Raw genomic sequence first — 19,559 nt, forward strand, 5'->3', positions numbered from 1 at the left:
AGATGAAACAGATGCCAAATATTGCAGTAGTAGGAAGCATTTCAATGGACTTAGTGGCTGTTTCAAAAAAACGGCCGAAAGCAGGAGAAACAGTAATTGGTGAAGCGTTTCATACAATCCCAGGAGGGAAAGGGGCAAACCAAGCAGTTGCTGCAGCTAGGTTAGGAGCAAATGTAGCAATGGTTGGAGCGGTAGGAAATGATGATTATGGAACAGTAGTTAGAAAAAATTTAGAGAACGAACGCATTTTTATCGATTATGTGGTACCGGTTACAGATAGAACGACAGGAATTGCTCATATCGTTTTAGCAGAAGAAGATAACAGTATTGTTGTCGTACAAGGGGCAAATGCTCTTGTAAATAAGTCAGTTGTAGATCGCTCCAAAGACCTTCTTGTAAAAGCGGATATGGTTGTTCTTCAACTAGAAATTCCACTTGAAACAGTAAAATATGTATTGGCTATTTGTGAGGAACATAATATTCCTGTTATGTTGAATCCAGCGCCAGCACAAGTTTTATCAGAAGAAATTTTAGAAAAAGCAACTTATATTACGCCAAATGAACATGAGTGCCGCATCGTATTAGATGATTTTACATCACCAATTGAAGATTTATTGGCGAAGTATCCAAATAAATTATTGATGACAGAAGGTTCTAACGGTGTTCGTTTCCATAATGGAACAGAGATTGTACATGTTCCTAGCATTGCTGTTGATGTAGTGGATACAACTGGAGCTGGTGATACATTTAATGGTGCGTTAGCAGTTGCACTTTCTGAAGGAGAGACACTTCAAAAAGCAATTCGTTTCGCGAATATTGCCGGTGGTCTTTCTGTAACGAAACTTGGGGCACAGGGCGGTATGCCAACGAGAGATCGAGTACGTGAAGTGCAGGTGATTGTTGGATGAAAAAGCATGGTGTATTAAACAGTGAAATCGCGGCAGTCCTTGCTTCACTTGGGCATACAGATACGGTTGTAATTGCTGATTGCGGTTTACCAATTCCTGACGGAGTAAAACGAATTGATTTAGCTGTTGAGATTGGAAAACCGAGTTTTTTAGAGGTGTTACAAGTTGTAGCTGATGATATGGCAATCGAAAAAGTGACGTTAGCAGAAGAAGTCATTATAAATAATGCGGAAGTAAATAAAGAGATCGAACAGAAATTAATAGAGCCAGCATTTGAGTATGTATCTCATGAACAATTTAAAGAGCATACAAAGAAAGCGAAGGCAATTATTCGTACAGGCGAGGCTACGCCTTATGCAAATGTAATTTTACATGCAGGCGTGATTTTTTAATAAAGGGAAGTGATGGGAATGCATATTGAAATGAAAAACATTTCAAAGGCGTTCAATGGCAATCCTGTTTTGAAGAATGCACAGTTTATGATTGAAACAGGAGAAGTCCATGCATTGATGGGGGAAAATGGAGCGGGTAAATCAACGCTCATGAAGATTTTAACAGGTGTATACAAAAAAGATGGTGGGACAATCAAGATTGATGGGCAAGAGCGCACCTTTAAAAATGCGAAAGAAGCTGAAGAGTACGGCATCGCATTTATACATCAAGAACTAAACATATTGCCGAATTTAACAGTAGCTGAAAATATGTTTCTCGGTAAAGAGTTAATGTATGGGAAAACAGGTATTTTACGCACTCGACAAATGAACGCGATTGCGCAGCAGCAACTAGCAGAGCTAGGGCTGCATGTAAGAGGCGCTATGTTAGCAGAGGAATTATCGGTTGGACAACAGCAAATTATCGAAATTGCGAAAGCATTAATGACAAACGCGAGCGTTATTATTATGGATGAACCTACTGCGGCACTGACGGATCGTGAAATCGAAACGCTCTTTACAGTAATCAATAAGTTACGTAAAGAAGGTGTTTCATTCGTGTACATTTCGCATCGTATGGAAGAGATTTTCTCAATATGTGATGCTATTACGATTTTGCGTGATGGAGAATACGTGGGAAAGAGATTAATTCCAGAAACATCATTTGATGAAGTAGTGAGTATGATGGTGGGGCGCAGCATTGGTGAACGTTACCCAGAGCGAAATAGTCAAATTGGTGATGTCATTTTTGAAATGCGTAATGGAACGAAGAAAGGGAAATTTGAAAATGTTTCGTTTCAAGTGAGGAAAGGTGAAATCCTTGGTGTAGCTGGTTTGATGGGGGCTGGTCGCACTGATATTATGAAAGCGATATTTGGTTATGAACCTTTAGACTCTGGACAAATTTTTATAAATGGACAAGAAGTAAAGATTGATAGTCCAATAGATGCAATTAGACAAAGAATTGCTTTCATTACAGAAGATAGAAAGTCTGAAGGATTAGTGTTAGATTTTTCAATTCGAGAAAATTTAGCTTTACCGAATTTAGAAAATCTTTCAAAGGGAAGTGTTCTAAGCAATGAGCTAGAACAACAGTTTACAGAGGATATGATGAAGCTTCTTAATGTGAAAGCATCTAGCGGGGAGCAGGCAGTGAAATCTCTTTCTGGTGGAAATCAGCAAAAGATTGTAATCGCAAAATGGCTAGGCATTCATCCGCAATTACTCATTTTAGATGAGCCAACAAGAGGTGTTGATGTTGGAGCGAAAAAAGAAATTTACTCTATTATGAATAAGCTTACAGAGCAAGGCGATGCCGTTATTATGGTATCATCTGAGCTTCCGGAAGTTTTAGGGATGAGTGATCGAGTTCTTGTTATTCATGAAGGAAAAGTCGGCGGAATTTTAGGGAAAGATGAGGCATCACAAGAGTCTATTATGGCACTAGCTACAGGGGGAGAGTAAGGATGGCTAAGAAGGGGAATGTATTACAACAACTCGGTTCTTTAATCGGTTTAGTATTAATTATCGTCGTAATTACAGCTTTAAATCCAGCGTTCATTGAAATTCCAAATTTATTTAATATACTGCGTCAAGTATCGATTAATGCGCTTATTGCATTTGGAATGACCTTCGTAATTTTAACAGGGGGTATTGACTTATCGGTAGGTTCTATTTTAGCATTATCAAGTGCACTTGTTGCTGGAATGATGGCAAGTGGCATGGATCCGTTCCTTGCAATGGCAGTTGGACTATTAGCAGGTCTTGTAATGGGAATTGTAAACGGTATCATCATTGCGAAAGGAAAAGTAGCTCCATTTATTGCAACTTTAGCAACAATGACTATTTTTCGTGGGTTGACGCTTGTTTATATGGACGGACGTCCGATCACTGGTCTTGGTGATCATTTAATGTTCCAAATGTTTGGCCGCGGTTATTTTCTTGGTATTCCGGTACCAGCTGTTACAATGATGATCGCTTTCGCAGTACTGTACTTCATTTTGAAGAAAACGACATTTGGTCGCCGTACATTTGCAATTGGTGGAAATGAAGAAGCAGCAGCACTATCAGGTATTAATGTTACGAGAATTAAAGTAATGATTTACGGTCTTTCCGGAATTTTGGCAGCGCTTGCAGGTATTGTCTTAACATCACGATTAGATTCTGCACAGCCGACTGCAGGTACTTCTTATGAATTAGATGCAATTGCAGCAGTTGTATTAGGTGGAACAAGTCTTTCTGGGGGAAGAGGATGGATTGTTGGTACATTCATCGGTGTACTTATTATCGGTGTACTAAATAACGGTTTAAATTTATTAGGTGTATCTTCTTTCTTCCAACAAGTTGTAAAAGGACTTGTAATCTTATTAGCTGTATTAATTGATCGTAGAAAAGAAGCGTAATGGAGGGACAGTTCATGAAGAAATGGTTACTTATACTCGTTGCATGTATTATGGTCATTACTGCTGGTTGTTCAATGGAACCGCCAGAATGGGCAAAGGATTCTAGCGATAAAGGTCGAAATAAAACTATTAAAGTTGGATTCTCTGTTTCAACTTTAAATAATCCCTTCTTTGTAACTTTGAAAAAGGGGGCAGAAAAGAAAGCGAAAGATAGTGGCATCGAATTGATTGCTGTTGATGCGCAAAATGATGCAGCAAAGCAAACGAACGATGTTGAAGATTTAATTCAAAAGGGTGTCGATGTAGTTGTTATTAATCCGACCGATTCAGATGCTGTTGCTTCAGCAGTAAGTGCAGCAAACGCAGCAAATGTTCCTGTTATTACAGTAGACCGCGTTGCGAATTCAGGTAAGGTTGTTTCTCACATTGCATCTAATAATATCGATGGTGGTCAAATGGCTAGTGATTACATTCGTGAATTAGTCGGCGAAGGAGCAAACGTTGCTGAGTTAGAAGGAATCCCTGGATCGTCTGCTGCTCGTGAACGTGGGAAAGGATTCCATAACGTAGCCGATAAGTCTTTAAAAGTAGTTGCCAAACAAGCGGCTGATTTTGATAGAGCGAAAGGATTATCTGTTATGGAAAACATTTTGCAAGCAAATAGCGATATTAAAGCCGTGTTTGCTCATAACGACGAGATGGCATTAGGTGCACTTGAAGCATTGAAGTCTGCTGGAAAAACAGATGTAGTAGTTGTTGGATTTGATGCAACAGAAGATGCTGTGAAAGCGGTTAACGATGGGCGTATGGCTGCAACAGTCGCTCAAAAACCAGAATTAATCGGAGAGAAGGCGATGCAAACAGCAAAAGAGATAACACAAGGTAAAAAAGTGGACAAATCTATTCCGATTGAATTAGAGCTTATTAAGAAAAATAAATAAATATAAAATGAAAATTAGGAAGGAAGAACAACAAATGAAATTCTTTATTGATACAGCAAACATTAACGAAATTAAAGAGGCAAATGAATTAGGCGTATTAGCTGGAGTAACGACAAATCCATCACTTGTAGCAAAAGAAGGCGTAGATTTCCACGAGCGCATTCGTGAAATTTGCAACGTTGTAGAAGGACCTGTAAGTGCAGAAGTAATTAGCTTAGAAGCTGATAAAATGATTGAAGAAGGAAAAGAATTAGCGCAGATTGCTCCAAACGTTGTTGTAAAAGTTCCAATGACAACAGAAGGTTTAAAAGCAGTAAAAGCGTTCTCTGATTTAGGAATTCGTACAAACGTTACATTAGTATTCTCAGCAGTTCAAGCATTACTTGCTGCTCGTGCTGGTGCAACGTACGTTTCACCATTCTTAGGTCGTTTAGATGATATCGGTCATAACGGTATGGATTTAATTCGTCAAATCGCAGAAATCTTTGCAATTCATGGTATCGAAACAGAAATCATCGCAGCATCTGTACGTCACAGCGTTCACGTAACTGACGCAGCATTAAACGGTGCACATATTGCAACAATCCCAGCAAACGTAATTGCTTCATTAGTGAAGCACCCATTAACAGATCAAGGAATTGAGAAATTCTTAGCTGATTGGGAAAAAACACAAGAGAAATAATAGAAAAGTAAGAATCCTAGTTTAATTGACTAGGATTCTTTTTTATTTAAAAGAATTTTCATGCAATTTTGCATATTGTCTTTTAAATTTGTTATATAAGATATTTAATATATATCACATAACTCTTTATTTTTAATATTTCGACATAAAGTGAAACTTTAATCAGTGGGGGCTTTGTTCATCCCCCCACTGATTATTAATTGAACCAAGGGATAAAAAGATAGAGGGTCTGACCAGAAAACTGGAGGGCATGATTCTATAACAAAAAGCTTAATGTTTATAGAATTATGTCTTTTTATATAGGGAGGGTAGTAAACAGAGATTTGGACAAAATGCACCGATTTATCTTAATTTTAAGTTTTATAAAGGGGAGAAATGGAATGAGAAGAAAAGCACCATTTAAAGTGTTGTCATCATTAGCAATTGCGGCAATTATCGGATGTACATCTGTAATGAGTGCTCCGTTAGCATATGCAGAAACGGTAGCAAAAGAGAAAGATAGTGTATCTACAACACCAATTGATTACAATTTAATTCAAGAAGATCGTTTAGCGGAAGCTCTGAAAGAAAGAGGAACAATTAATCCAGCATCTTCTAAAGAAGAGACGAAAAAAGCTGTTGAGCAATATATTGAAAAGAAACAAGGAGATCAGGCGAATAAAGAAATTCTTCCAGATGCTCACTCACAAGAAACATCTGATTTCACAAAAAAAGTAAAAGAGAAAAAGATGGAAGAAAAGGAAAATGTAAAAAAGGCTGAAAAAAATGTTAGCCTTGAGCAAAAGCCAGAACCAAATAAAAAGCAATTGAATGGGCAAGTTCCAACTTCAAAAGCAAAGCAAGCTCCATATAAGGGATCTGTTCGATCGGATAAAGTATTAGTGTTACTCGTTGAATTTAGTGATTATAAACATAATAATATTGATCAAACACCAGGTTATATGTATTCGAAAGACTTTAGTAGAGAACATTATCAAAAGATGTTGTTCGGTAATGAGCCGTATACTTTATTTGATGGTTCAAAAGTAAAAACGTTTAAACAATACTATGAAGAGCAGTCTGGTGGTAGTTATACGACAGATGGATATGTAACGGAGTGGCTAACTGTTCCAGGAAAAGCATCTGATTATGGAGCTGATGGTAGCAGTGGTCACGATAATAAAGGTCCAAAGGGTGCACGTGATTTAGTGAAAGAAGCTTTGTATGCAGCTGCTGAGAAAGGACTAGATTTATCTCAGTTTGATCAATTTGATAGATATGATACAAACGGGGACGGGAATCAAAATGAACCTGACGGTGTAATTGATCATTTAATGGTAATCCATGCTGGTGTTGGTCAAGAAGCTGGTGGCGGTAAATTAGGTGATGATGCGATCTGGTCACATCGTTCAAAATTAGCAGTAGATCCAGTAGCGATTGAAGGTACGAAATCAAAGGTAGATTACTTTGGTGGTAAAGTAGCAGCACATGATTACACAATTGAACCAGAAGATGGAGCTGTAGGTGTGTTTGCACATGAATTTGGACATGATCTTGGATTACCAGATGAATATGACACGAAATATACTGGAAATGGTTCACCAGTCGAAGCTTGGTCATTAATGAGTGGAGGTAGTTGGACAGGGAAAATCGCAGGAACAGAGCCGACTAGTTTTTCACCACAAAATAAAGACTTCTTACAAAAGAATATGGGTGGCAACTGGGCAAAAATATTAGAAGTAGATTACGATAAAATTAAGAGTGGTGTGGGAGTTCCTACCTATATTGATCAAAGTGTTACGAAATCAAATCGTCCAGGCGTTGTACGTGTTAACTTACCAGGTAAAAGTGTTGAAACGATTAAACCGGAGTTTGGAAAGCATGCATATTATAGTACAAGAGGCGATGATATGCATACAACGTTAGAGACACCATTCTTTGATTTAACAAAGGGAACAAATGCAAAATTCGATTATAAAGCAAATTATGAGTTAGAAGCAGAGTGCGATTTCGTCGAAGTACATGCAGTAACAGAAGATGGAACGAAAACATTAATTGATAGACTTGGGGAAAAAGTAGTCCAAGGAGATAAAGATACAACAGATGGGAAATGGATTGATAAATCATATGATTTAAGTCAATTTAAAGGCAAAAAAGTGAAACTACAATTCGACTATATTACAGATCCGGCTGTAACATATAAAGGTTTTGCGATGGACAATGTAAATGTAACTGTTGATGGACAAGTTGTATTTTCTGATGATGCAGAAGGACAGTCTAAAATGAATTTAAATGGTTTTGTTGTTTCTGATGGGACAGAGAAGAAAGCTCATTATTACTACTTAGAGTGGAGAAATTATGCGGGATCAGATAATGGTTTAAAAGCAGGAAAAGGTCCAGTGTATAATACAGGTCTTGTCGTTTGGTATGCAGATGATAGTTTCAAAGATAACTGGGTTGGGGTGCATCCAGGTGAAGGATTCCTTGGTGTTGTAGATTCTCATCCAGAAGCGCTAGTTGGTAATTTAAACGGAAAACCAGCATACGGTAATACAGGCATGCAAATTGCAGATGCAGCATTTTCATTTGATAAAACACCAGCATGGAGTGTAAATTCATTAACACGTGGTCAGTTTAACTATTCTGGATTACAAGGTGTTACAACTTTTGATGATTCAAAAGTATATAGTAACAAGCAAATTGCAGACGCAGGAAGAAAAGTTCCAAACCTTGGACTTAAATTCCAAGTTGTTGGACAGGCAGAAGATAAATCGGCAGGCGCTGTTTGGATTAAACGTTAATAACATAAAAGCACATTCTTCATATGAAGAGTGTGCTTTTTAATTTGTACAGTAAGTTATTATTTTAGTTTATCCCGCATTAACGGTCAGTAAGATCCCCACCTCAAAATTCAGTGGAAGTAAAGAAGTTAGTTGGGAGATCAACTGCCCGTAAAAGCCCGATTGGTTCAACTAATAATCAGTGGGGAGGAACAAAACCCCCACTGATTAAAGTTTCACTTTATGTAATACAAGTGTTTATTCATGTGTACTGTATCAAATTATGTGGGGAAAGGAAATATTTCCAAGGAAATTGTCGAAGTATCGTCAGTATTTATAAACTTTCTGTTTAAAAGAAGAGATGTATTATTGCCTTTACGGCTCAATTTATTTACATTGTTATTTGGTTATACACAAAAGTAATATATTGGGCAAAAAGAGTTCTATTCGATAGGGCTCTTTGGTTTTGTATTTGATATACAAATATTAACCTCGATTGTTTGGAAATGTATCTTCTTGTTTAGCGTCAGTTGGACTTTAACTGCAGTTTTTGTTTTTCGTTTATATGAAGAGCGAGATGAGCCATTACCTTTTATATTTATATTAATTGGCATTATTCCAACGCTTCCATTGTATTATGGATTATATAAATATGCAAAGTAAAAAAGACAACGATGGATTATCCCATCATTGTCTTTTTTACTTTGCTTCTTACATAAATCATCCCAGCAAATGTTAATAAAAATGCTGTCCCGATAATGAAGCTGATGCTAGGTGATGCTCCGATTGCGCCGACTGTAAAGGAGCCAGCAACAACTCCTAATGAGAAGAAGGCATAAAATAATCCGAATGCCTTTCCGCGATTATCGTCTGTAGTATTTTCAACAAGTAAAGCGTTAATAGACGGAAAGAGGATTGCGAATCCAATTCCATAAATCATCATTACGATAAAGAGCATACCTTTTGTAGCAAATAATCCGAGTAAAGATAATGCGAATGCCATAACTGCAATTCCGATTAGCATTAGTTTCGAACGATTAAATCGATCATAAATACGATTTGTTGGAAGCAAGAAGAAGAGGATAGCAGTTATACCAAATACACTTAACATCATGCCTGTTGTAGATGCTTTAAGCGCTAATGCCTCAACTTTTACTGGTAACATATAAGTGACAATTCCTTGTGAAAACATTAATGTGAAAGCACCAATATATGCTTGTAATAACGGTTCTGATTTTAAAAGTTCAACCATATCTTCTTTGTTCATCATTTGTGTTCTTGATGTATCTTGTCTTGATACGTTATTTGGTAAGAAGAATAGAGATACGATCGTACCAAGAGCCATTAAAATAGAAATAGTAATGAAGACCCACTCTACGCCAGCTGTTGCTTTCATAATACCGCTGAAAGCAGGTCCTACGATTGCGGCTGTTCCAACAGCAGCACCAGATAGAGCCATTGCTTTTCCTTGTCTTTTTGCATTTGTTTGTTTTGATAAAAATGTAAAGGCAGCAGGAATTAAAAAGCCATCACTAAATCCATGCATAAAGCGCACAACTAATAGTTGTTCACCACTTTGAACAACGGTGTATAACAAGACTATGAAACTCGTAATTCCCATGCTTATATAAAGGATTTTTTTTGCACCAAATTTATCGACAGCGGCTCCAGCAATAATATTACCGATCATATTAGCGAATGAGTACATACCGACAACTAGCCCGATAATAAGAGGAGTTCCTCCAAGGCTTTGAGCGAAAGTACTCATAATAGGTAATTGTGAAAATGTATCTAAAAATGCCACGATAACGATAAAGTAAATAAAATATTTCAAGCGATATTCACCTCTCCTATGCTATTATGGCACAATGCTAATTTCACCTGCAATGAAATTGAATTAACAGATGTGGAAAAAAGTACAAAGTGACAAAATATTGAACGTTATTTGTAAAAAATTAGTGGGGATGTGATTGTTTTTTTGAAATATATGGATAGAAGTATTATAATAGAATTGTAAACTTCACCAGGTTAAGTATATACATAGAGAGGGATGTATAAAATGAAAGCACTACTTTGGCATAATCAACGTGATGTACGAGTAGAAGAAGTACCAGAACCAACAGTAAAACCAGGAACAGTGAAAATCAAAGTTAAATGGTGTGGTATTTGTGGGACAGACTTGCATGAATATTTAGCAGGGCCTATTTTTATTCCAACAGAAGAACATCCATTAACACATGTGAAAGCACCTGTTATTTTAGGTCATGAGTTTAGTGGTGAGGTAATAGAGATTGGTGAAGGAGTTACATCTCATAAAGTGGGAGACCGCGTTGTTGTAGAGCCAATTTATTCTTGTGGTAAATGTGAAGCTTGTAAACATGGACATTACAATGTTTGTGAACAACTTGTTTTCCACGGTCTTGGCGGAGAAGGCGGCGGTTTCTCTGAATATACAGTAGTACCAGAAGATATGGTTCATCACATTCCAGATGAAATGACGTATGAACAAGGTGCGCTTGTAGAACCAGCAGCAGTAGCAGTTCATGCAGTACGTCAAAGTAAATTAAAAGAAGGGGAAGCTGTAGCTGTATTTGGTTGCGGTCCAATTGGACTTCTTGTTATCCAAGCAGCTAAAGCAGCAGGAGCAACTCCTGTTATTGCAGTTGAACTTTCTAAAGAACGTCAAGAGTTAGCGAAATTAGCAGGTGCGGATTATGTATTAAATCCAGCAACTCAAGATGTGTTAGCTGAAATTCGTAACTTAACAAATGGTTTAGGTGTAAATGTTAGCTTTGAAGTAACAGGTGTTGAAGTTGTACTACGCCAAGCGATTGAAAGTACAAGCTTCGAAGGACAAACTGTAATTGTTAGTGTATGGGAAAAAGACGCAACAATTACTCCAAATAATTTAGTATTAAAAGAAAAAGAAGTTATTGGTATTTTAGGATACCGTCACATCTTCCCAGCCGTTATTAAATTAATTAGCTCTGGTCAAATTCAAGCAGAGAAATTAATTACGAAAAAAATTACAGTCGATCAAGTTGTTGAAGAAGGATTTGAAGCACTTGTAAAAGATAAAACACAAGTGAAAATTCTTGTTTCACCTAAATAAGATAGAATCGAATAGAGTAGCCCTTTTCTAGAAATAGAAGAGGGCTACTTTTTTTCTATACTGAAAGGTGATAGACTTTCCTTTGACTCAATGTATTTTTGTTTGGAAGGGAGAATCTAATGCTTTCATTTTTGTTAACTTTAAAGCGAATGTTAAGAGCCTGTTTACGAGCGTGGAAAGATAAAGAATTTCAAGTATTATTTGTATTAACAATTTTGACTTTAATATCGGGTACGATTTTTTATAGTACAGTTGAAGGATTACGTCCTATTGACGCTTTATATTTTAGTGTGGTCACGTTGACGACTGTCGGTGATGGGAATTTTAGTCCGCAAACTGATTTCGGAAAGATATTTACAATCTTATACATATTTATTGGGATTGGACTAGTGTTTGGATTTATTCATAAGTTAGCAGTTAATGTACAATTGCCAAGTATATTATCGAATAGAAAAAAAGAGTAAAGCATTCAGATGCTTTACTTTTTTTTTACATTAGTTTAGACAAGCCTTAATAATAGTTTATTAAAATGAAAGTGTATTCATTCATTATATTCACTGTGTATAAAGTTATAATGATATGAACATTTGCATATTTTAATTTATTGATAGAAATTTCATGAAAGGTGGGATATTCTAGTCATAGGTTAACCGGACGACATCATAGGATCCTAACAAAATGTTTACAATAATTCAATTATAAAATGGAGGATTTTATATGAAAAAGAAAGTACTTGCTTTAGCGGCAGCTATTACATTAGTTGCTCCATTACAAAGTGTTGCATTTGCTCATGAAAATGATGGGGGACAGAGATTTGGAGTTATTCCGCGCTGGTCTGCTGAAGATAAACATAAAGAAGGCGTGAATTCTCATTTATGGATTGTAAACCGTGCAATTGATATTATGTCTCGTAATACAACACTTGTAAAACAAGATCGAGTTGCACTATTAAATGAATGGCGTACGGAGTTAGAGAACGGTATTTATGCTGCTGACTATGAAAATCCTTATTATGATAATAGCACATTTGCTTCACATTTCTATGACCCTGACAATGGGAAAACTTATATTCCGTATGCAAAGCAAGCAAAGGAAACAGGAGCTAAATATTTTAAATTAGCTGGTGAGTCTTATAAAAATAAAGATATGAAACAAGCGTTCTTCTATTTAGGATTATCTCTTCATTATTTAGGGGATGTAAACCAACCGATGCATGCGGCAAACTTTACGAATCTATCGTATCCACAAGGATTCCATTCTAAATATGAAAACTTTGTAGATACGATAAAAGATAATTATAAAGTAACGGATGGAAATGGATATTGGAACTGGAAAGGTACGAATCCAGAAGATTGGATTCATGGAGCGGCAGTAGTTGCGAAACAAGATTACGCTGGCATTGTAAATGATAATACGAAAGATTGGTTCGTGAGAGCTGCTGTATCACAAGAATATGCAGATAAATGGCGCGCTGAAGTTACACCAATGACAGGTAAGCGTTTAATGGATGCACAACGTGTTACTGCTGGATATATTCAGCTTTGGTTTGATACGTACGGAAATCGTTAAGTATTTAAAAAAGGTCAAATCTCAGAATAGAGTATTTGGCCTTTTTATCACTATACAATACATGGAGGTATGAAACGTGAAAGGTAAATTGCTAAAAGGTGTACTTAGCTTAGGTGTTGGTTTAGGAGCTTTATATAGCGGAACGTCAGCTCAAGCAGAAGTGTCTACAAATCAAAATGATACATTAAAAGTGATGACGCATAATGTATATATGCTATCAACAAACTTATATCCGAACTGGGGACAAACTGAGCGTGCTGATTTAATCGGGGCGGCAGATTATATAAAGAATCAAGATGTAGTTATATTAAATGAAGTGTTTGATAATAGCGCTTCAGATCGTTTATTAGGGAATTTGAAGAAAGAATATCCAAATCAAACAGCAGTATTAGGTCGTAGTAGTGGAAGTGAATGGGATAAAACGTTAGGAAACTATTCATCTTCAACTCCTGAAGATGGTGGCGTTGCGATTGTGAGCAAATGGCCAATCGCTGAAAAGATTCAATATGTATTTGCAAAAGGATGCGGGCCAGATAATTTATCGAATAAAGGATTTGTATACACGAAAATTAAGAAAAATGATCGTTTCGTTCACGTGATTGGGACGCATTTGCAGGCTGAAGATAGTATGTGCGGAAAAACTTCACCAGCATCTGTACGTACGAACCAATTAAAAGAAATTCAAGATTTTATTAAAAATAAAAATATACCAAATAATGAGTATGTGTTAATTGGTGGTGATATGAACGTAAATAAGATAAATGCAGAGAACAATAATGATTCAGAGTATGCATCTATGTTTAAAACATTGAACGCTTCTGTACCATCTTATACTGGACATACAGCGACTTGGGATGCAACGACAAACAGTATTGCAAAATATAATTTCCCTGATAGTCCTGCCGAATATTTAGATTATATTATTGCAAGCAAAGACCATGCGAACCCATCGTATATAGAGAATAAGGTGTTACAGCCGAAATCTCCACAATGGACTGTTACATCATGGTTCCAAAAATATACGTATAATGATTACTCTGATCATTATCCAGTAGAGGCGACTATTTCTATGAAGTAGTTTCAAAAAGTTTCTTCGTAAAGAAGAAACTTTTTTTATTTGCAAACAGGAAAATCATACTTTCTTTCCAATATGTATAAGACATATTGAAAAGAGGAGAGAAAAATGTGGATCGAGGAATTTTTAAAGAAGTTCCATTACCGTGTGCATTTTTGGATGAAGTGGCTTTAGATAGAAATATTCAATCGATTATAGAGTTAAGTGGAAATAAGAAGATTCGTATAGCGAGTAAATCGTTACGTTCTGTTCCGATTATGCAAAAGATTTTAGCTACAAATGATCGATTTCAAGGTATTATGTGCTTTTCACCTAGAGAGGTTTTATTTTTAATAGAACAAGGATTTAATGATTTATTGCTCGGATATCCTGCTTATGATGAAAGAGCTTTGTGTGAAATTAGTTTGCTAACAAAGAAAGGTTTCATTATAACTTGTATGGTGGATTGTGAAGAGCATATTGTGTATTTAGAAAAAATTGCTGAGAAATCTAAAGGATGTTTTCGTGTTTGTTTGGATATTGATATGAGTAGTCGTTTCTTTCAATTTCATTTTGGTGTACAAAGATCCCCAGTAAAAAATGTGCAGGATGCGTTGAAAGTAGTAGAAAAGGTGAGAAGGTCATCATATTTAATGTTAGATGGTGTGATGGGTTATGAAGCTCAAATTGCTGGGGTGGGAGACCATATACCGAATCAATGGCTGAAAAGTAAAGTGATTTCGTATTTAAAGCAGAAATCAGTGCTAGAAGTGAAAGAAAGAAGAGAACATATTGTAAAAGCAATACAAAAACTTGGTATTGAGCTAAGGTTTGTAAATGGAGGCGGAACAGGAAGCATAAAAACAACTGAGAAAGATAATTCAGTTTCAGAGATTACAATAGGTTCTGCTTTTTATTCTCCGAAGCTGTTTGATTATTATAAAGAGGTGAAATTTCATCCAGCGGTCGGATTTGCTTTACCAGTTGTGCGTAAACCAGTCCCGTTTATTTACACTTGCCTAGGTGGTGGATATATTGCTTCAGGAGCAGTTGGAAAAGATAAAGAGCCTGAAGTTTGGAGACCGAAGGGTGCAAAACTATTAGCTTTAGAAGGTGCTGGCGAGGTACAAACGCCAATTTTTTATAGCGGCGAGGAACGAGTGGATATAGGAGAGTCCATTTTGTTTCGTCATAGTAAGGCTGGTGAATTATGTGAGCGCTTTCCTTTTTTGTATCGTGTTAAAAAAGGAGAGATTGTTGGGGAGTATTCAACATATCGGGGGGATGGCCAATGCTTTCTATAAAGGGACAAAAGTGGAGGAATTGGACAGGGAATGTAGAAGGAACGCCGCATTATACGATGTATCCAGAAAGTATACAAGATGTAGTAGAAGTAGTGGGGCTTGCACGAAAAAAGGGGCGGAAAATTCGTGTTGTTGGTTCAGGACACTCGTTTACACCCCTTGTGCAAACCGAAGAAGTTTTAGTTTCTTTAGATGAATTGAAGGGCATTGTGAATATTGATGAAGAGAAGATGGTCGCTGAAGTGTGGGCAGGAACAAAGTTATATGATTTAGGGAAGTTACTTGAGGAAAAAGGCTATGCGCAAGAAAATTTAGGGGATATTGATTCACAATCTATTGCAGGAGCGATTAGTACGGGGACTCATGGAACGGGTATTACCTTTGGGAGTTTATCAACACAAGTTATAGAGATTACGGCAGTTTTATCTAATGGTGAGAGTATAGTTTGTTCGGAAACTGAGAACGTAGAATATTGGAGAGCGTTTCAGTTGTCACTTGGAATGTTAGGTATCATTGTAAAGATAAAATTAAAGGTTATTCCAGCGTATTCACTCGTTTATGAAAGTGAAAAACAGTCATTATCCACTGTAATGAACAAACTAGAAGAATATAAGAAGCATCGTCATTTTGAATTTTTCGTTTTTCCTTATTCTGATGAAGTACAAGTAAAACTTACGAACGAAACAACGAATACAGGCAGTGATTTGAAATGGCATAAATTAAAGGTGGAGTTACTTGAAAATAGGATGTTCTCTTTACTATCTAAAGGGTGTAAATGGTTTCCTTCTATAAGTAAAGGAGTGAGTCGATTATCAGCTAAAGCTGTACCAAACACAAAAATAATTGGCCCGAGCTATGAAGTATTTGCTACATCACGTACGGTACCATTTTATGAAATGGAGTATAGCATTCCTTCAAAGTATATGAGGACGGTTGTAGAAGAAATCTCAAATCTTATTGAAAAGAAAAAGTATAAGGTGCACTTCCCGATCGAATGCCGCTATGTGAAAGGTGATGATATATGGCTTAGTCCAGCCTATGGAAGAGATTCAGCGTATATCGCTGTTCATATGTATAAAGGTATGAAATATGCTGCTTACTTTGGCGAAGTGGAAAAAATTTTTCTGAAGTATGAAGGGCGTCCGCATTGGGGGAAAATGCATACATTATCGTATGAGCAATTACAAGATATATATCCAGAGTTTCATTCGTTTTTACAGGCGAGGAAGCCTCTAGATGAACTTGGAATGTTTTTTAATCCTTATGCAGAAAAGTTATTTATCCCGCTATTTGCCGGGCAGTAAGACCCCCACTGATTAAATTTTCACATTATGTATATAAAAAAGCTGACAAATAATTATTTGTCAGCTTTTTTTAGTGTAATTGCATTTCTTGTATGACTAATATGTTCATAAAATAGTAGTTTATCACGGCTAAATACATGCAGTAAAACATGAATAATGAATAGGCCGTTAATGATAAATAGGAATAACAATGTAATGAGTAATACTAAAGGTTCTGTATGATTTAACATAGAGCTACTAGAAAGAATATAATTGATTCCGCCTAACGCAAAATAAAATATACCGTAGCGAATAAATAGTTCTTTTAATGTAATACGATCTGATTTTCCTTTCAGATGAATGCGAAGCAATGCTTTCCCAATTGTTTTTCCATTTGTAAAGTATGGAATAAGAATAAAATAAATAAGGATTGAACACGTAATGAAAATGAGTTCATACATATTCGTGTAAGATTGCATATTAGAAACGAAGAAAGAATTTCCTTTGTTTTTAACGACAGGTACGACGATAGATAAGAAAATCCAATCAATTTGCATCGCGATAAGGCGACGAATGAATCCGACTGGTTTCGTTTCCAAATCAATATGACCATCTAACTCGTTTGTCTTCGGAAGGAAGTACGTAAATATTGGTGCAATGATAAAACCAATTACGCCACCTAATGTATTTAAAAACAAATCATCGATATCAAATAATCGGTATGCACAATTGTATATACCGTATAATCCAGTCACTTGTGTTAGCTCGAAAAATAGTGAAAGGAAAAAGGAAATGCAAATTGTTTGTAAGAAACTACGTCGGAAATAATAACGTAAGTAAATACCGAATGGAACAGTTAATAGAACATTAAATGCAACTTGTAAAAACGCAGACTCTTTTAATAAGTAGAAATAAGTAGCTGGTTTCGTTAAAACTGCCGATGTATGACTACTAATCTCTTGTATGAAATAAAATGGTGAGAGTTGCATGTGTTGTGTATTAGCTGGTTGTAGGCTACAAGTATCAAACGTTTGTGGTAACGGCAAAATAACAAGAAAATAGGCATTTAATAAGTAAAGTAATAATGAGTATAAAATAAATGAGCGCCATTTATTTAAATAACCGTATTTTCGATAATTAAATATTAAAAAAGGGATTAAAAGAAACATTGCTAAAAAGGGGAATAAAATAAATGCTGTTTTTACTGGAAATAAATATGCAGTCAAAGTAAAACTCCTTTCAATGAAAATTCGTTTATCATTATAGCGCTAAAAATATTTAAATACAAAGTTAAAATCTTTCGAAATAGAAATAATTACTAATTTTATAGGAATTAAGTTATAATAAATTTAATATAAGGATATTATGATTATGTAAGTTGAGAGAGGGTACAAGAGATGCGATATGAACTTTTTTCTGTAAGTGGGGATCATATTACGACTTTTGAAAGTGCATGGCGTTTTCAGGAGGGAGAACAGATTTTTGTTCATGATGATCAAACAAAAAGAAACTTTATTATTATTCGTCTGACGCATGATGTATTTCAACAAAATAAACATGTTATTCGTTTGTATTGTCAAGAGAAGAAAGTGTATGCATAAGAGAAGCCCTCTTACAGTATGAAAAGTAAGAGGGCTCTTTATCCCGCTATTTGTGGGAAGCACAATTGGTGAGGATTAAAGTTTCACTTTATCATTTTGCCCCTCGTAAGGAATAAAAAGAGAAGGGTTAATGCACATAGGTAGCATTTGATTTGGAAGAAAGTATATAGCCTTGTATTTTGTGCTTCAAAGTTACATGGCCTTCTCTTTGAGAAAGCCATGTATGGTAATCTTGTTGTGTTTTCCATAACAGACGAATCATATATTCTGCCTTATCATTTGTACGATGAACATGTGAAAACTCTATGTTAATACAACCGTTCGTTCCAGGGGAAGGATAATATTGTTTAAGCCCATAAAGTAGCTCATTTTCATATTCGTACTTAATGTGAATGAGTTTAGTAACTATAAACATATAAACACCTCTTTTACGATAATAGTAGGAAAGATAGAATTACTGTAATAGTAAACTTAAATGATATTATACTATTCAGAAAATTCTAAGTAAATAATAGATTTTAACTTAATAGAGGTATAAAAAAGCGAGTCATTCTATTACACTAGATGACTCGCTTTCAATTTGTAAGTTTTACTTTATAAGAAAATAAGAGTAAGTACACCTACGATAATACAATAGAAAGAGAAATATTTTAAATTTCCTTTTGCCATAATGTTCATAAACCATTTTAGTGAAATATACGTCATGATAAATGTTGCGATGAATGCAACGACATATGGTACGAATAATGTGTCTAGATTTGGATCATTTGCAATGTCTGTAATGCTTAACAATAAGCCACCTAAGCTAACAGGAATGTATAGTAAGAATGAGAAGCGAAGTGCTGTTTCTTGCTTCATACCAAGTAACATTGCTGCTACGATTGTGGCACCAGATCGGCTTATTCCGGGAATCAGTGCGCAAGCTTGTGCTAATCCGACGATGATTGCATCTTTCATAGAAAGGTCGCCATCATTTTTACGACCGCGTAAATTTCTAATAATCCAAAGGCCGACAGCAGTAATAAGAAGGGAAATCCCAACCATCTTCACACCTTTTAAGTACTGATCGATGTAATCTTTAAATAAAACACCAATAACACCTGCTGGAATGGTTGCAATAACAAGATAAATAATAAAGAAGAAATCTGATTTTGCGTCTTCTGCTCTTGTAAATATATAAGAGAGACCATTCTTCGTTAGACGAATTAAATCATTTCTATAAATAAGTAATACAGCTAATAATGAAGCTGAATTAACAAGTAGTTCGAAGCTAAACCCTTCTATTTTTAGTCCTAGCAAATGTTGTGCTAAAACGAGATGACCACTTGAAGAAATCGGAATTGGTTCTGTTAGTCCTTGGAACAGACCGAGAATTAAATATTTTAAAACGTAGTAAAATTGTTCCATAATAACCTCCTTGTTTATTAGTTGAAAGAAACAACTTTTCCATTATAACAAAGATATGGATGAATATTGAAAAGAAATAAATATTCAAAATAAAATAAAAATCCCT

General features: G+C 35.8%; 18 protein-coding genes and 1 pseudogene. 15 read left to right on the plus strand and 4 right to left on the minus strand.

The annotated features are described in order from the left end of the window. Positions 1–11: 11 nt before the first annotated feature. From rbsK to GD442_RS27995, 8 genes and pseudogenes are all read left to right on the plus strand, one after another. Complete coding sequence (rbsK, locus tag GD442_RS03340) at positions 12–908, plus strand: ribokinase (RefSeq protein WP_001132865.1); 897 nt, start codon at positions 12–14, stop codon at positions 906–908. Continuing rightward, the gene (rbsD, locus tag GD442_RS03345; RefSeq protein ID WP_000716151.1) at positions 905–1,300 is read left to right on the plus strand and encodes a D-ribose pyranase; all 396 of its coding nucleotides are present in this window, start codon (positions 905–907) and stop codon (positions 1,298–1,300) included. Before rbsK ends, rbsD begins: the two co-directional genes overlap by 4 nt. Before the next feature lie 18 nt (positions 1,301–1,318). Next, positions 1,319–2,803, plus strand: coding sequence for a ribose ABC transporter ATP-binding protein RbsA (rbsA, locus tag GD442_RS03350; RefSeq protein WP_000546778.1), 1,485 nt, complete (start codon positions 1,319–1,321; stop codon positions 2,801–2,803). Between the two features lie 2 nt (positions 2,804–2,805). Next, complete coding sequence (locus GD442_RS03355) at positions 2,806–3,741, plus strand: ABC transporter permease subunit (protein ID WP_001074641.1); 936 nt, start codon at positions 2,806–2,808, stop codon at positions 3,739–3,741. Positions 3,742–3,755: 14 nt separating this feature from the next. Beyond that, complete coding sequence (rbsB, locus tag GD442_RS03360; RefSeq protein WP_086407835.1) at positions 3,756–4,682, plus strand: ribose ABC transporter substrate-binding protein RbsB; 927 nt, start codon at positions 3,756–3,758, stop codon at positions 4,680–4,682. Positions 4,683–4,716: 34 nt separating this feature from the next. Beyond that, positions 4,717–5,364 (plus strand): fructose-6-phosphate aldolase, encoded by a 648-nt coding sequence (fsa, locus tag GD442_RS03365; protein ID WP_086407834.1) that lies wholly within the window; start codon positions 4,717–4,719, stop codon positions 5,362–5,364. A gap of 380 nt (positions 5,365–5,744) precedes the next feature. Continuing rightward, positions 5,745–8,144 carry a M6 family metalloprotease immune inhibitor InhA2 gene (gene inhA2, locus GD442_RS03370; RefSeq protein WP_001252988.1) on the plus strand — a complete coding sequence of 800 codons (2,400 nt, stop codon included), beginning with the start codon at positions 5,745–5,747 and terminating at the stop codon, positions 8,142–8,144. A 429-nt stretch (positions 8,145–8,573) separates the two neighbouring features. Next, positions 8,574–8,786: pseudogene (locus GD442_RS27995) on the plus strand (hypothetical protein); the annotation flags it as partial. A 16-nt stretch (positions 8,787–8,802) separates the two neighbouring features. On the opposite strand, the gene GD442_RS03375 reads toward GD442_RS27995, so the two are convergent. Further along, positions 8,803–9,957: an MFS transporter gene (locus GD442_RS03375; protein ID WP_086407832.1), complete on the minus strand. Its 1,155-nt coding sequence runs from the start codon at positions 9,955–9,957 to the stop codon at positions 8,803–8,805. A gap of 225 nt (positions 9,958–10,182) precedes the next feature. Here GD442_RS03375 and bdhA point away from each other — a divergent pair, with 225 nt between their 5' ends. The 6 genes from bdhA to GD442_RS03405 all read left to right on the plus strand — a co-directional run bounded on the left by bdhA (position 10,183) and on the right by GD442_RS03405 (position 16,466). After that, the gene (gene bdhA, locus GD442_RS03380) at positions 10,183–11,235 is read left to right on the plus strand and encodes a (R,R)-butanediol dehydrogenase (protein WP_000645827.1); all 1,053 of its coding nucleotides are present in this window, start codon (positions 10,183–10,185) and stop codon (positions 11,233–11,235) included. Positions 11,236–11,354: 119 nt separating this feature from the next. Beyond that, positions 11,355–11,699 (plus strand): potassium channel family protein, encoded by a 345-nt coding sequence (locus GD442_RS03385; RefSeq protein WP_000948210.1) that lies wholly within the window; start codon positions 11,355–11,357, stop codon positions 11,697–11,699. Between the two features lie 253 nt (positions 11,700–11,952). Continuing rightward, a complete protein-coding gene (gene cerA, locus GD442_RS03390; RefSeq protein ID WP_000730997.1) occupies positions 11,953–12,804 on the plus strand; it encodes a phospholipase CerA in 852 nt (283 codons plus the stop codon). 76 nt (positions 12,805–12,880) lie between these two features. Continuing rightward, complete coding sequence (gene sph / locus GD442_RS03395; protein ID WP_000676803.1) at positions 12,881–13,882, plus strand: sphingomyelinase C; 1,002 nt, start codon at positions 12,881–12,883, stop codon at positions 13,880–13,882. A gap of 107 nt (positions 13,883–13,989) precedes the next feature. Next, complete coding sequence (locus GD442_RS03400; protein ID WP_000373761.1) at positions 13,990–15,162, plus strand: amino acid deaminase/aldolase; 1,173 nt, start codon at positions 13,990–13,992, stop codon at positions 15,160–15,162. Continuing rightward, positions 15,150–16,466 carry a D-arabinono-1,4-lactone oxidase gene (locus GD442_RS03405; RefSeq protein ID WP_086407831.1) on the plus strand — a complete coding sequence of 439 codons (1,317 nt, stop codon included), beginning with the start codon at positions 15,150–15,152 and terminating at the stop codon, positions 16,464–16,466. Before GD442_RS03400 ends, GD442_RS03405 begins: the two co-directional genes overlap by 13 nt. A 53-nt stretch (positions 16,467–16,519) precedes the next feature. Here the strand turns inward: GD442_RS03405 and GD442_RS03410 are convergent, their stop codons facing one another. Continuing rightward, entirely contained in the window at positions 16,520–17,671 is a 1,152-nt protein-coding gene (locus tag GD442_RS03410) for a VanZ family protein (protein WP_159365041.1), read from the minus strand. Between the two features lie 171 nt (positions 17,672–17,842). Here GD442_RS03410 and GD442_RS03415 point away from each other — a divergent pair, with 171 nt between their 5' ends. After that, the gene (locus GD442_RS03415; protein WP_001268332.1) at positions 17,843–18,046 is read left to right on the plus strand and encodes a hypothetical protein; all 204 of its coding nucleotides are present in this window, start codon (positions 17,843–17,845) and stop codon (positions 18,044–18,046) included. Positions 18,047–18,173: 127 nt separating this feature from the next. Here GD442_RS03415 and GD442_RS03420 read toward each other — a convergent pair whose 3' ends face one another. Together GD442_RS03420 and GD442_RS03425 are read right to left on the minus strand one after the other, a co-directional pair. Then, positions 18,174–18,461, minus strand: coding sequence for a hypothetical protein (locus GD442_RS03420; RefSeq protein ID WP_000471238.1), 288 nt, complete (start codon positions 18,459–18,461; stop codon positions 18,174–18,176). A gap of 179 nt (positions 18,462–18,640) precedes the next feature. Beyond that, the gene (locus GD442_RS03425; protein ID WP_000434794.1) at positions 18,641–19,453 is read right to left on the minus strand and encodes an undecaprenyl-diphosphate phosphatase; all 813 of its coding nucleotides are present in this window, start codon (positions 19,451–19,453) and stop codon (positions 18,641–18,643) included. Positions 19,454–19,559: the final 106 nt, after the last annotated feature.

Source organism: Bacillus sp. A260 (genome assembly GCF_009861435.1).
In the GTDB taxonomy this organism is placed as follows: Bacteria; Bacillota; Bacilli; order Bacillales; family Bacillaceae_G; genus Bacillus_A; species Bacillus_A cereus.

Excerpts from the sequence above, each read along its gene's own strand:
- GD442_RS03420 (WP_000471238.1), bottom strand. The coding sequence starts at position 18,461 with ATGTTTATAGTTACTAAACTCATTCACATTAAGTACGAATATGAAAAT.
- rbsB (WP_086407835.1), top strand. The coding sequence starts at position 3,756 with ATGAAGAAATGGTTACTTATACTCGTTGCATGTATTATGGTCATTACT.
- GD442_RS03415 (WP_001268332.1), top strand. The coding sequence starts at position 17,843 with ATGCGATATGAACTTTTTTCTGTAAGTGGGGATCATATTACGACTTTT.
- cerA (WP_000730997.1), top strand. The coding sequence starts at position 11,953 with ATGAAAAAGAAAGTACTTGCTTTAGCGGCAGCTATTACATTAGTTGCT.
- GD442_RS03355 (WP_001074641.1), top strand. The coding sequence starts at position 2,806 with ATGGCTAAGAAGGGGAATGTATTACAACAACTCGGTTCTTTAATCGGT.
- rbsD (WP_000716151.1), top strand. The coding sequence starts at position 905 with ATGAAAAAGCATGGTGTATTAAACAGTGAAATCGCGGCAGTCCTTGCT.
- GD442_RS03385 (WP_000948210.1), top strand. The coding sequence starts at position 11,355 with ATGCTTTCATTTTTGTTAACTTTAAAGCGAATGTTAAGAGCCTGTTTA.
- bdhA (WP_000645827.1), top strand. The coding sequence starts at position 10,183 with ATGAAAGCACTACTTTGGCATAATCAACGTGATGTACGAGTAGAAGAA.
- GD442_RS03405 (WP_086407831.1), top strand. The coding sequence starts at position 15,150 with ATGCTTTCTATAAAGGGACAAAAGTGGAGGAATTGGACAGGGAATGTA.
- inhA2 (WP_001252988.1), top strand. The coding sequence starts at position 5,745 with ATGAGAAGAAAAGCACCATTTAAAGTGTTGTCATCATTAGCAATTGCG.
- fsa (WP_086407834.1), top strand. The coding sequence starts at position 4,717 with ATGAAATTCTTTATTGATACAGCAAACATTAACGAAATTAAAGAGGCA.
- GD442_RS03425 (WP_000434794.1), bottom strand. The coding sequence starts at position 19,453 with ATGGAACAATTTTACTACGTTTTAAAATATTTAATTCTCGGTCTGTTC.
- rbsK (WP_001132865.1), top strand. The coding sequence starts at position 12 with ATGCCAAATATTGCAGTAGTAGGAAGCATTTCAATGGACTTAGTGGCT.
- rbsA (WP_000546778.1), top strand. The coding sequence starts at position 1,319 with ATGCATATTGAAATGAAAAACATTTCAAAGGCGTTCAATGGCAATCCT.